This is a genomic window from Tautonia rosea, assembly GCF_012958305.1.
Lineage (GTDB): Bacteria > Planctomycetota > Planctomycetia > Isosphaerales > Isosphaeraceae > Tautonia > Tautonia rosea.
On record NZ_JABBYO010000005.1, the window covers coordinates 534,355 to 547,014 of the forward strand.

At 60.0% G+C, this 12,660-nt stretch carries 9 protein-coding genes; 5 read left to right on the forward strand and 4 right to left on the reverse strand.

Annotated elements, in window-relative coordinates; genetic code table 11:
• Positions 1-581: 581 nt before the first annotated feature.
• From HG800_RS11785 to purH, 4 genes are all read left to right on the forward strand, one after another.
• Positions 582-1,571: a hypothetical protein gene (locus HG800_RS11785; protein ID WP_169976806.1), complete on the forward strand. Its 990-nt coding sequence runs from the start codon at positions 582-584 to the stop codon at positions 1,569-1,571.
• On the forward strand, positions 1,568-2,719 hold the full coding sequence (locus HG800_RS11790; protein ID WP_169976807.1) for a hypothetical protein: 1,152 nt from the start codon (positions 1,568-1,570) through the stop codon (positions 2,717-2,719). The genes HG800_RS11785 and HG800_RS11790 overlap by 4 nt, the downstream gene beginning before the upstream one ends.
• Positions 2,720-2,940: 221 nt before the next feature.
• The gene (locus HG800_RS11795) at positions 2,941-4,599 is read left to right on the forward strand and encodes a PQQ-binding-like beta-propeller repeat protein (protein ID WP_169976808.1); all 1,659 of its coding nucleotides are present in this window, start codon (positions 2,941-2,943) and stop codon (positions 4,597-4,599) included.
• A gap of 166 nt (positions 4,600-4,765) precedes the next feature.
• Entirely contained in the window at positions 4,766-6,364 is a 1,599-nt protein-coding gene (gene purH, locus HG800_RS11800; protein WP_169976809.1) for a bifunctional phosphoribosylaminoimidazolecarboxamide formyltransferase/IMP cyclohydrolase, read from the forward strand.
• A 42-nt stretch (positions 6,365-6,406) separates the two neighbouring features.
• On the opposite strand, the gene HG800_RS11805 is transcribed toward purH, so the two are convergent.
• The 4 genes from HG800_RS11805 to HG800_RS11820 form a co-directional block, all read right to left on the reverse strand.
• Positions 6,407-7,216, reverse strand: coding sequence for a ZIP family metal transporter (locus HG800_RS11805; RefSeq protein ID WP_169976810.1), 810 nt, complete (start codon positions 7,214-7,216; stop codon positions 6,407-6,409).
• A 62-nt stretch (positions 7,217-7,278) separates the two neighbouring features.
• Positions 7,279-8,532 (reverse strand): DUF1501 domain-containing protein, encoded by a 1,254-nt coding sequence (locus HG800_RS11810; protein ID WP_169976811.1) that lies wholly within the window; start codon positions 8,530-8,532, stop codon positions 7,279-7,281.
• A gap of 62 nt (positions 8,533-8,594) precedes the next feature.
• Complete coding sequence (locus HG800_RS11815) at positions 8,595-9,941, reverse strand: DUF1800 domain-containing protein (RefSeq protein ID WP_169976812.1); 1,347 nt, start codon at positions 9,939-9,941, stop codon at positions 8,595-8,597.
• Between the two features lie 107 nt (positions 9,942-10,048).
• On the reverse strand, positions 10,049-11,797 hold the full coding sequence (locus HG800_RS11820) for a hypothetical protein (RefSeq protein ID WP_169976813.1): 1,749 nt from the start codon (positions 11,795-11,797) through the stop codon (positions 10,049-10,051).
• Positions 11,798-12,137: 340 nt separating this feature from the next.
• Between HG800_RS11820 and HG800_RS11825 the strand changes: the two genes are divergently transcribed.
• Positions 12,138-12,660: FHA domain-containing protein (locus HG800_RS11825; RefSeq protein ID WP_169976814.1), on the forward strand; the 523-nt coding region annotated here is incomplete at its 3' end.

A 12,660-nucleotide genomic window follows, 5' to 3' on the forward strand; every position in this document is an offset into this window, starting at 1 on the left:
CCGAGGTCTTCGATTCACGATTGAGGGAAACAATGGCTTCATCCCCACACTGGGACACCCCGAGCGGATCAATCTCTTCATCACTCGCGAGAATCGCGCTCGCCTCCCTGTCTCGAAGCGATTCTCAATCGGTGTTTGATCTTATGAATTTCGATCGCAGTCGAGTTCCACAACACCTGTAAGGTCTCAAACGGCCAACCCACACGACTCAATAAACTTAAGCCTCTAGCCAAAACAACTTACGCTACGAGAGCCTCAACGAGGCCGCAAGCGAGAAACCTGGTTCTTCTGGCTCCCGAAACACCTGTTCGATACCGCGTCACGACGATTTTCACATCACGGAACGAAGCCAAAATGTGCGAAGAAACCTTCGTGAGGAAAAGAGTTTGCGCTCAATGAATCACGCGCTCCTGGGCGTTCCCGACGAGGCTCGACCGGGATGACTTCAACCCGAGTTTCTCCCCAAAGCCTGTCTTTGGGCCGATCACCCCGAGCAACGGTGGCAACTGGGTCGGTTGCCCCGTAAGATTTCATGATGACGCGAAGATTGACATCCCTTCATGGTGAACTGATCGCCGTTCATGGCTGACTCCTTCCAATCCGAAACCGGACCGGCCTCACTTCTGGCGACTCGACGAGCGTTGCTTATGCTCTCGACCGTCGTCCGACTGGGTCTGATGGCCGTAGGGCTGGGCCTCGTTCTCGACCGCACGCAGACTCTGCTCTCAGACATGCAGCTCACCTGGGGAGAGCGAGTTGTCATGGGGATCGCTCTGATCGCCTACGGGGGCGGATTTGCCCTGGCAGGCTGGGTTGCAGATCGCTTGCTGAAGGCCCTTGCAGAGCTAATCGCCCTGATGGTTGATCAGGCTGAGTCGGCCGCAACGACCGTTCGATTGATCGAACGTGAGGTCGCGCCCAGTCTGGCCCGAATTGCGCTGGCGGTTGAACGGATTTCGACTAACCCTGGCTCGGGGCCAGATCGGACCATCGACCAACGGCGAGCAATCGCCGTCGCCGGGGTCCGGCAGGCTATTGATGAGGGGCGTTGGGAGCGCGCTGATCGGCTCATCGCAAGTCTCAGAAGAGACTTCCCAGACACTCCCGAGGCCGACGAGTTAACCGAGGATGTATCCCAGGGGCGTCAGCAGGCGATCCATGATCTGAAAGGACGTCTCGAGGCGGCTCGGGCCGTCAACGATCCTGATCAGGTTCTGACGTATCGCGATGAGTTGACGCTCCATCTCCGAGGAGAGGAGCTCAAAACGCTCGATCGCCAGGTCGTCGGCTGGTTAATCATGCTAATCCAGAAACGGCTCCGGGCGGGAGGCGTGCAGGCCGAGGTGGTCGAGCTTGCTGCGCGAACTGCCCAGAGCTTTGGTGATACCCCTGAGGGGGCAAGCCTGCAGGCTTCCTTGCCGACCCTGCGACGCAGCGCGGGCCTCTGCCCGAGGTGTTCCCGAGCCTATACCGGCACCGAAGATGCGTGTCCCGAGTGCCTCCGAACGGTTTCGAGACGAACCATTGCTTCTTCCTCGATCGGGTCCCCCGCCCCGGAGGATGCTCCATGAAGATTCGACAATCATGCCCTCATTGCCTGGCCACGTTTCTGGTCACCGATGAACGACTCGGCCAACTCGTCTCATGCCCGAAGTGCGGCCTGACGTCACGAATGCCCGCGACCCTCGGGGAGGCCGCTCAGGACTCGACGACCAGCGTTTCTAGAGAGCCCGCTTCCGCCTCGGTCCTGATCACTCCTCACAGCATGGAGGCCGAAGAGGCTCAGCCCTCGACGACCCAACGTCGGAAGCGTCTGATTCCTTTCCTGCTTGGAGCGGTCGGCGGCCTCCTGCTCGCGGCCTTGATCTTCTGGCCGATCCTCCGCACGACAGCCCCGGATCGTCCGGAACCTCTAGAGGGTGCCGGTCCGATCAACCCCGTCGAGCGAACGGCCCGAACCTTTCTCGAAGCACTCGTTGCGAACGATGTCGAGACCATCGATCGCCTCTCAGTCCAGAACGATCCGCCATTGATCGCCTCTTTCGAGGATGTTCAGCGCGATCCGAGCGAAGACGAGACCATTCGAGGATCGTTTGCCCCCCTGGCTCAATTGAATGATCGAATCGCTTCGACCTACATCTACGACCCAGAGATCAAACGCTTCCGCAATGCCAACCCACTTGGGGTCGCGGCCAATTTCATGGATGAGGCCGAACGGCTCAAGGAGGAGAACGAGGCCGGGGACATCTATTCCCGGATTGCCGGTGGCACGGCTGACGAGCAACTCGACGCCGCCGTCGAATTCGCGGAACAATTCGTCAAGTTGACGCAGAACACCCTGCCTCGTAAAGAGTTGGTACCAACCTATTCCCAGCTTGTCGAGGACGCCGATCCTCCCCTTCCCCCCGACGCCGAAGCCCTCGCTCTGAACTTCGGTGAGGATACGGCGACCTGGGAGGAGTTGCTGGGACGGCCCTTCTTCACGATTGGGGCCGACGGCCCCTTCATCCTTGATCGGGCTCAGGCGGTTGCGACGATTCAGGACCGGCTGGCATCACCCGGGGCTCCACCACGCCGGTTGCGGCTTGAGCTGGTTCGGTTCCGCCTCGATGCCATCGACACGGGCTGGAAGATTATCTCCGCTCGTCGGGACGATGCCGAATCGGTGACCGATTCGTCCGATTCATTTCGCTCTCCTGGACTCGAGGAGGGCCCCTGAAACGCCGTCGAGACCGGAATCGCGGGGATGACCGGAAGGTTCCGGTCACTCCGAGAGGCTCGGAAACTTGACCGGCCCCAAGTCGTCGGCTACGTATCCTTGTCACGGTTCACGATTGCGATCCCAAAGATCCCTCTGGTTCCTCCTGGACCAGATCCTCTCGATGGACCTGTCGCCACCTCACCCCGACCCGACCCGATTGCCGCAGAGGACTCGTCCCCATGATTCGCCGACTCGCGCTGGCCTGGGCGGCCCTCGGCACCCTGGCCCTGGCCGTACCCGCCGATGGCCAGCCCATTGATACCCATCGGATTCTTCCTGACCGGACTGCCCTGGGGCGTCTGGGTCTGGAACGGTCCTGGTTTGCGACCGTTCCGCTGCAACCTGGGCTGGAACAGGTCGATCACCTCAGCCTGACGACCGACGGGACGCAAATCTTCGCTCAAACGACCGAAGCGAACCTTTATTGTTACGATGCCGAAACCGGCCGGATGCTCTGGACGGCAAACCTTGGCCCCGCCAGCGGTCTCGCTCAGGACGTGGGGACAAACTCCAAGTTGGCATTCGCGACCAACGGAAATTACATCTATGCCCTCGATCGCGCAACCGGCCGTCAGGTCTGGATTGAGCGAATGGAAGCCAATGCGGCGTCTCCGATCGTGGCCACGGATGAGCTTGTCTTTATTGGCGAATCCAATGGCAAGTTACTTGCGTTCTCGTTGGTTCCCGCTGAGGATTCGCGATTCCAGAAGCAAACAGGGGCTCCGGGCGGCTTTGCCTGGAATTTCTCGACCAATGGCCCGATCACGGCAGAACCAGTTGCCACGCAGTTTGTCGTCGCTTTTGCCTCGACCGGAGGGCGTCTATACGTCTCGCGTTACGACCCGCCTTCGGTTTTGCACCGTTCTCAGAACATCGGTCCTCTGGCCGCTTCGATGGGAACCTACGGGACTGGTCCGGAAAGTCTTCTCGTCGTTCCATCGTTGAATCACAACCTCTACGGAATCAACCTGTTTACCGGCGAGCAGAAGTGGGTCTTCCCTGCCCGTTCTCCAATCTCCGCACAGCCGCTGGTCGGAGGTGGCGATGTGACGTTAACCCGTCGTGTTCCCGAACGGCGAACCCGGACCATCATTGGCACTGATCTCAGACCTTACGAGCAGGAATACACCGAGATCGTCGAGCAAGAGGAAGTCTTGCCAATGCCCCCGACGATTTACGTTCTTTGCGATCTCGGCGACCTGTACGCGGTCGACCCAGAGTCCGGCGAATCACGATGGACCTCCCCCGTTCCCATCCCCGGAACTGAGCAAGAGCAGGTCGATCCTCGAACCGGTCGTACCGTTGTGGTTCCCGGGTCGGCGCAGTTGGTGACCAACCCGTCGACCGGCGAACCCATAACGAAACCTCGGAGCGTGCAGACTGGGGCCGAGCAGATTCTCGCCCTCTCTCCCTCTCGTGTCTATCTTTTAAGCGAGTATGGGGATCTGGCGATCGTTGATCGTGAATCCGGTGATCTCGTTGCTGGTCCTTCGGCAACGTATCAGAGAGCTGGCGTCGATCTTCGTCGCTACGCAGTCACCACGACCAACGATTCGCACGATCGCATTTACCTGGCCAGCCCTCATGGGTCGATCATCTGCCTTCGGGAGTTCGGCTCGACCTCTCCGATTCCGCTTCGGGCCGCCTCGACCACTCCGTTTGGTTTCCTTCGAGACGAGGAAGGGTCGACCACAACTCCCCCGCCGGTCCCTGTCGCTCCGTTCGGAAATGACCCAATACCGGACAACCCCGACGAGGGAGTGGAAAACGATAACCCCTTCGACGTCGGATTCGGGGCTCGCCCCTTGCCCCGAACCATCGCGACTCAACGGCGATAATCTTTCGCGACATTCGGTCGGGTTGGATACGTTCCATTCCCCTTTTTTTTCTAGAATTCGGGAAGGCCGTTGGGCCTTTCCGAATTCCTTTTGCGCATCTGATCCTCAAGGCCGATCATGACGATGCGATTGGCAGAGGATCGAGTTGAAGAGGCCCCGAATCGCGATGTCTGACACCACCACACCGATCCGCCGCGCCCTTCTGAGCGTCTCAGACAAGCGGGGCCTTGTTGATCTGGCCCGAGCCCTCGCCGATCGAGGCATCGCATTGCTGGCCAGCGGTGGCACACGGACCGCCTTGATTGAGGCCGGTCTCGAAGCCGAGGAAGTTTCCTCATATACCGGAAGCCCTGAAATCCTCGGCGGAAGGGTCAAGACGCTTCATCCAAAGATCCACGGCGGGATTCTCGCGCGTCGCGATCAGGCCGACGACGTGACGACGCTGACCGCTCATGGAATCGAGCCGATCGACCTCGTCGTCGTCAACCTTTATCCGTTTGAAGCCACCATCGCCAGGCCAGATGTCACCGATGCCGAGGCAATCGAGAATATCGACATCGGCGGCCCAAGCCTGATTCGAGGAGCCGCGAAGAATCATGCCCATGTGGCCGTCCTGACCGATCCAGATCAATATTCGGTGTTTCTGGAACACCTCAGCCAGCACGGTGGAACCACTTTCGCATTTCGACGCGCGAGAGCCCTCGACGCATTCCGACAGACCGCGCACTACGATCAGGCCATTTCGTCCTACCTGGCCGGAGCCTCGACTGAGAGCGAGCCAGAAGGCTTTCCGAACACGTTTTCTCCCCGGTTCGTGCTGCGAACCTCTTTACGATACGGAGAGAACCCTCATCAGCGGGCCGCTTTCTACGTCGAATCTGAGACGGAGAGTCCGAACCTGGCCTCGGCCACCATCAGACACGGAAAAGAGCTTTCTTATAACAATCTTCTCGACCTTGATAGTGCGTTACGTCTGATTCGATCTTTCGATGAGCCTGCTGCCTGTGTCTTAAAGCACAACAACCCATGTGGTTCAGCGATTGGCTCAACCCTCGCCGAGGCCTTCGAGCGGGCTTATGACGGTGATCCGGTCAGCGCCTTTGGTGGAATTGTCGGACTGAATCGACCGGTTGATCTGGTGACGGCCGAACGCATGGTCAGTCCGGGACGATTCATCGAGTGCATTCTCGCCCCCAGCTTTGAGCCCGACGCCTTCGAGGCGTTGACCACCCGGCCGACCTGGAAAAACAGTGTCCGACTGATTGAGCTAGGCGTGCCGATTGGTCCCGGTCAAGGTTCGCCCCCTGGCCTCGACCTCCGACGCATCGAGGGAGGCTTGCTTGTTCAGGACTGGGACACCATGCAGGCCAATCCGCTCGCCGAAGGTCGGGTCGTAAGCAAGCGTCCGCCGAACGATCGGGAAGCCATCGATCTGGCCTTCGGCTGGAAGGTTTGTCAGGCAGTCAAGTCGAATGCCATCGTCCTGGCCAGTGAAGGCCAGATCGTCGGCGTTGGCGCCGGGCAGATGAGCCGACTGGACTCCGTCGAAATCGCCGTGAAGAAGGCCGGCGCCCGAGCTGCCGGTGCCGTCCTTGCGTCCGACGCCTTCTTCCCGTTCCGAGATGGCCCCGATGCGGCCGCTGCGGCCGGTGTCACCGCGATCATTCAGCCGGGAGGCTCTCGGCGCGATGAGGAGGTCATTGCCGCTTGCGACGAGCACGGGATTGCCCTGATCTTTACCGGTCGCCGTCACTTTCGGCACTGATCCCAACGCATTTCATACGTTTCAACGAAACCGAACCCCTCGTCATCCCAGCGAGACATCCAGCACCATCATCACGGCAAACCCGGCCATTGTTCCCAGCGTTGCGAGGTCGGTGTTGCCGTGCTGCTGGCTCTCAGGAATGAGCTCCTCGATCACCACGTAGATCATCGCCCCCGCGGCAACTGCCAGGGTGTAGGGAAGGATGGGCGAGACGAACAGCACGGCCGCCGCCCCAAGAACCGCGGCCACCGGCTCGACTATCGCGGAAAGCTGACCGTACCAGAAAGCTTTGACCCGACTTATCCCCTCGCCCCGAAGTGGGAGCGCGACGGCGATCCCTTCGGGAACGTTCTGTAGGCCGATGCCGATCGACAGAGCAATGGCTCGTCCGAGCGAGCCATCAATGAAGTCGTGCTCGGTCGCTCCGAAGGCCACTCCGAGGGCCAGGCCTTCGGGGATGTTGTGCAGGGTGATCGCCAGGACAAGCAAGGTGGACCGTCGCCATTGAGTCTTGATCCCCTCTGCTCGGTCCCGCTTCAGACCGGGATGAAGATGCGGGAGCCATTGGTCTGCGAGACGGAGCACCAGGCCACCGAGCAGGAAGCCGATGGTCGCCGGTCCCCATCCCGAGCCACCCTGTTCTCGGGAGAGATCGATCGCCAGCAAGAGCAACGACCAGACACTCGCCGCCACCATCACCCCGGCCGCAAAACCGAGCATAGCATCGAACATGCGCCGATTCATCGACCGGGCGAAAAAGACAAGCGAGGCTCCGAGGGCTGTCAGTCCCCAGGTAAACCCTCCAGCCACCAGAGCCTGGACGATCGGATTGAAGTCGGCAAACGCGTTCATGACTGGGTTGTACCAGTCCGAATCGGGATCGGCAACATCTCAATCGCGTTCAGATCACCCGTTCAGGAGGTTTTCAGCAAGGGCAAGGACGCAAACCCCTCACCAACTATGGGAGCCGAAGAGACGCCGAGCCAGTTGTCGAGGAGGGAGGCGTAGAGGTTCCGGAAATCGAGCTGGTACTTCAGATCACCCTCGTCGAGATCGTCGAGGCTCGGGTGCTCACCCATCAACCCCGCCTGAGATACGGGGCCGACGACGAACACCGGAGCCGCGGCCCCGTGGTCGGTTCCGTTCGACGCATTCTCGGCGACCCGCCGTCCGAACTCGCTGAAGACGAGCACCGCGACCCGGTCGGCCTGGCCGTCCTGTGCCAGATCATCATGGAACGCGGCGAGGGAGTCAGCCAGTTCGTTGAGCAACGCGGCGTGACTGCCGAGCTGGTTCGCGTGGGTGTCGTAACCGTCTTGCCGGGTGTAATAAATGCGTGTTCCGAAGCCGGCCTTAATGATACGAGCAATCTGTTCGAGCCGGCGAGCGAGGTCGAAGTTGGGGTAATTGGAGTCATCCCCCTGCCCCGAGGCAACCTCCTCAAGCCTCGCACTCGACTCGTAAGCCGCCAAGGTGCTCCGACGGAGAAAGCCGAGCAAGGGGTCATCCGTCCGTTCCACGCTGGCAACCTCATTCAAGGCCGATCGGGTTGAGTCCTGGTCAGCCGAGGAACCGCCGGCTTGGAGTCGGAACTGGTCGATCTGCTCCATTGATGGAACCTCGATCCTCCGGGCCTTCAGGGCCAGGGGCAGTCGGCCGCCGCCGACATGGATGGCCGGCGAATCCGATCCGGGACCGGCAGGATTGGCGTCGAGCACTCGGCCGAGCCATCCGGTTTCGAGCGCCTCGGGGCTGGAGTCAGTGCGGGCGGTTTCCCAAATCTCCATGGATCGGAAATGAGAGCGGTCGGGATTCGGATACCCCACCCCCTGCACAATGGTCAGTCGACCGTCTTCGAGCAGCTTGGCCATCTGGCCCATACTCGGGTGAAAACCAATGTCTTCGGTAATGCGATGAAGTTGCCCGGTCGGCAATCGGAGTCGGCGACGGTTGCGAACGTATCCGTCGATCCCATGCGGAACGACCGTGTTCAACCCATCGTTGCCGCCAACAAGCTGGACGACGACCAGGATCCGATCATCAGGATTCGCGACCCTGGCGGCCTGAGCCGATCGCGCGAGGAATCCAGGAATGGTTGCACCTCCCATCGAAACCAAGGAGGAGGCAGCCAGGGAGGATCGGAGGAACTGGCGGCGATGAAGTGTCATGATTCGATCCTTGGTGGGAGTCACCGGTCGATGGTCCGAGGAAAACCTGAGCATTCGCTCAATCAGGAAAGCTGATACTCAGGGGAGGTCAGAACACGAGTCGCTACCTCATGAGCCGATCCTGTGATGCGTTCCCGAACCCCGGCAGACAACGCATCCTGCACAAGAAGGTTGATGAAGAAGTCGGTGGGCTCGTCGGCCTGACCATGCCGGGAGCAGAGTGCTTCGGGATCGAAGCGGCGTCGATCATTCATCAGTTGCAGGATGGTATTGGAGCGTGCCAGGGAGGTCGTCGTGTTGATCCAAGCTGGACCGCTGTCCCATCCAGCCACACTTGGAGGGGCAAAAAGGCGTTGTCCCATTCGGGAGCAGGCCTCGGCCAGGTCATTGGTGGAAACAGTCGGTGAGACAATTTCCAGGGCGCGGATGGTGCCGACGGCAAATTCGACCGGGCTCTTGACTCGCTTGCGTCGTATCGAGGAATCAAAGAACAGCCGAGAGCGAAGGATCATGGCCACGGGGACGCTCGTGTCGTAGCCGGAATTGCGATAGGCCTCCGCTAAGGGTTCGATCAACGCCTCGGAGGGCTCGTCGACTTCACTGACGAGGAGCGCGAAGAGTTTGCGGCAGAGGAATTGGGCACAGGCCGGCTGGTCGAGAAGGATCGAGGCCACCGCGTCGCCGTCGAAGAATCCGGATTGACCGAGGATGGACTTCTCGCCGGCGTCGAATGCTCGGGGATCGTGGCGGTATCGCCCCTGAACGACGAAGGTTCCGGTGAAGGCTCGGGCGGCTTCCTGCACGTCTCGCTCGCTGTAGTGTCCACGACCCAGCGTGAACAGTTCCATCACCTCTCGGGCGTAGTTTTCGTTGGGATGGTCCTTTTTGCTGGCCGTGGCGTCGAGCCAGACCAACATGGCCGGGTCTCGGGCCATCGAGCGGAGCAAGTCCGAGAACGAGCCAAGAGCGTGTCGACGAAGCAAGTCGTTTTGCTGACGCATCAAGTTCGGCTCATTCACCTTTTCGATCGAAGTGGCGAAATGATCGTGCCAGAAGAGCGTCAGCCGTTCCTGCAGCGGAAACGGGGTGTGAATCATCCGGTAGAGCCATGAGGCCTGGAGACCGGTGGTTCCGGCTGCAGCACCGGGACCTCGGGTCAACGAGTCTATGAGGTTCTCGAACTGTGCGGCAGGAGTGCCGTCGAGGGCTTCCGCCTCCCCGTGGAGCAGTCGGTCGATGCTGAGCTCAGGACCGTCGTCGAGGTCGCGCTGAAGGACGTCCCACGAGGGGGCAAATCCGGCCCGACGATGGAGATGAGCCACCCGATTGAGGTCCCAGGGCTCTCTGTCCGTCGCCTCAAACGGTGACCAGGCCTGGCGGGGATCGTCCCGCTTGGTTCGCAGACGCATGATGACTCCACCCGGTAAGCATCACCGAACACATCAATCGAAGCCGAATGAGTGTCGCAGTTGCCGGATGTTCATCGAGCAACCGCGGCACTCGCTGCAACCGTCACTCAGTCGTCGAGTTCCCCCAGCTGGAATTCCAGAGACAGCGACGAATGCTCGGGAGTGTCAACAAGACGCAACGACCCCTGACCAAGATAACGAAGCAGGGCGATTAGGACAGTCACATCGCGCTCGGCGTCGGCTCGATCATTACCACGCTGAAGCATATTTTGAAGAATCAAACGTTCCAGGTTGCGTTCAGCCAGAGCAGCCAGAGCCGGGCCGTCGGCCGTCATGAGGAGCGTGGCGTCGATCGTCTCCGGATCGGGCTCGGCCTGGATTGCATCGATGAGCGAACGGGTCAGACCAATGCTCGAACTGAGAATGAAGCGTCCGTTGACCTCGGCGATGGAAGGGCTGAAATTGTGTCGGTAATGGATTTCGGCCGGCTCGCCCTGATCATCGTCAGAAGGAGGTGGAGGCATAAAGGTCGCAAGGGAAATGGTCTGATTCTTGTACGACTCTGAGCCCAGCATGAGAGGAGGAGCACCGGTTTCCGAAGCCCCGAGGTTCACGAGCCCGAGGAATGACTGAAAGGCGACCCGTAATCGCTGGGCGAATTCAGGGCGATCGGCGTCGAGTTCAACGACCAGAGCGAAGGCCGGCAACTTCAACTCGGGCGCCGGGTCCATCGCCTCGTAGTCTTGAATGGTTGCGACGATCTGCCAGTGGTTGCCGAGCGGTTCGAGGACAGAATCGCCAAACTCCCGGCCTCCAAAAAAGGTACCTGAGAAGGAATCGAGCTGGGCGAGGTTTTGCAGGGCTTCCGGCGGAAGCAATTCCTCTCGGACTTGCCAGAGCGCTTCCTGATCACGCCAGAGATTGATGGTGGCGAGAAGTCCGTCGACCTTCAGGGGAGCCGGAGCGCCTGCACCTTTTGGGGGAAGAAAGCGGGCCATTGCCTCCGATCGACCGTCCTTGGGAGTATCGAGCCTCAGGTCCAGAGCCAGGCGATCATCGGTCCAGTCGAGCGTTGCGGAGGCAAAAGGAGTCTGGCGAATCAGATCGATCCATACACCCAGAAGAAGCATCGCGCCGGCATCGGGCTCATCGCCGGAAAATCGCTTGGGGTCGAGTTCGCGGAGCCGTTCCACCCGAGCAAACGCCCAGGCCAGAGGGTCACCCTCGGGCCGCGTCTCCGTATAAGAGGGAGAATCAGTGAGGTGATCTCCATTGTCGAGATGACGATCAAGTATCGCCTGCAATCCGGTCCGACTGTTGGAAAGAATCAAGCGGCCGTCGACGATGGCGTGGGCCTCTTCGTTTGAGAGACTGAAGCCGGTGATTCCGCGGTGCTCAAACTCGGTGATGGGATCGGGGGCATTTTTTCCCCGAGCATCTTCTCGAGCAAGCGAGACGAGCGTGGAATGGGCCTTTTCGAGGAGCGCCGCATCGGAAGGAGTCACGACCAGGACTAGTCGAGGGGGATCGGCCTCTTCGATACCGACCACGATTCCCCCCCCGATCAGGGTTCGTAATCCCTCTTGCCAGGTTGTTCCGAGCTGTGCGGCCACGAAGGTGGCGACCTGTCGCAGTTCATTCAATTGAGGGTTGTCCAGGGCTTCGGCATAACCGGGGATCGAGCCCAGGAAGTCTTGAACGCGGTCGGAGGTCATCCGGTCAAACAGGCGCTCGGGCTGAGCGAGCTCCAAAAAGACCAGGGCATCCGGATGAAGAAAATCGGCGCCAGATGCGAGGTGATCCTCCTGGGCCAATCCAACCGAACTGGTGGCAAGCATGAGTGACGTCGACGCCATCACTCCAAACACGAATCTCTTGATGTGAATCATAGTCTGTTTTTCCCCGGTGCGAGCCAGACCTCTGCCCCCGGGCCGGGATCAGGCAACGCGTGATCGTCGGCGATCGATACCGGTCAGGTCATCGTAAAGTTTCAAGAACACGGAGCGAAGACGTTCCAAGGAGGTCCGGAACGGGTGTTTCGCAAACGCACACATAAACCTTGCTCGATTGTTGAGCTGAGGGTAGAATTCCGACGGTCGTGCCTTTGAGTAGGCACTCATTCGGGTTTCCGTTCTTGAGGACGTCGACCGACGTCCTTGAGTTCAAGAACGTGCGTTCCGCGAACCCCAGGATGCGATGAAAGCCGAATTGATCCCCGATAATGGTGATCCCCCGATCCCGGTCACACGAGACATCACCGTCGTCGGCCGTCGGGACGGGTGCGACATCTGGATCGATCACCCGTCGATCTCGAAGCGGCATTGTGTGCTGGTAAGAACCTCGGGATTGCTGATCCTTCGCGATCTGGCCTCGACCAACGGCACGCGGGTCAAGGGGCAGCGAGTCCGATGGGCGGCCCTGCTTCCTGGAGATAGGGTGAGCCTGGGAGGGTACAAATTCCGGATTTACCTCGGTCCGGATGATGCTCTCAGTCCTTCAGAGCTGAAGGACAAAGCTCCCGAGCCAATCATGACTGGGTTTGCCCCACCCACTCCTCCGATTGCGCAACCGGTGAGGGATTTTGCGGCTCCCGAGACACCGGAGCTTCCCGTCGATGATAGGGACGGCCAGGATGAGAATCAGGACTTCGGAGAAGATGACGGGCAGTGGGAAAAACTCCCCACGCCGTCGGATGGAAACGAGTTCTTCATCGAACTCG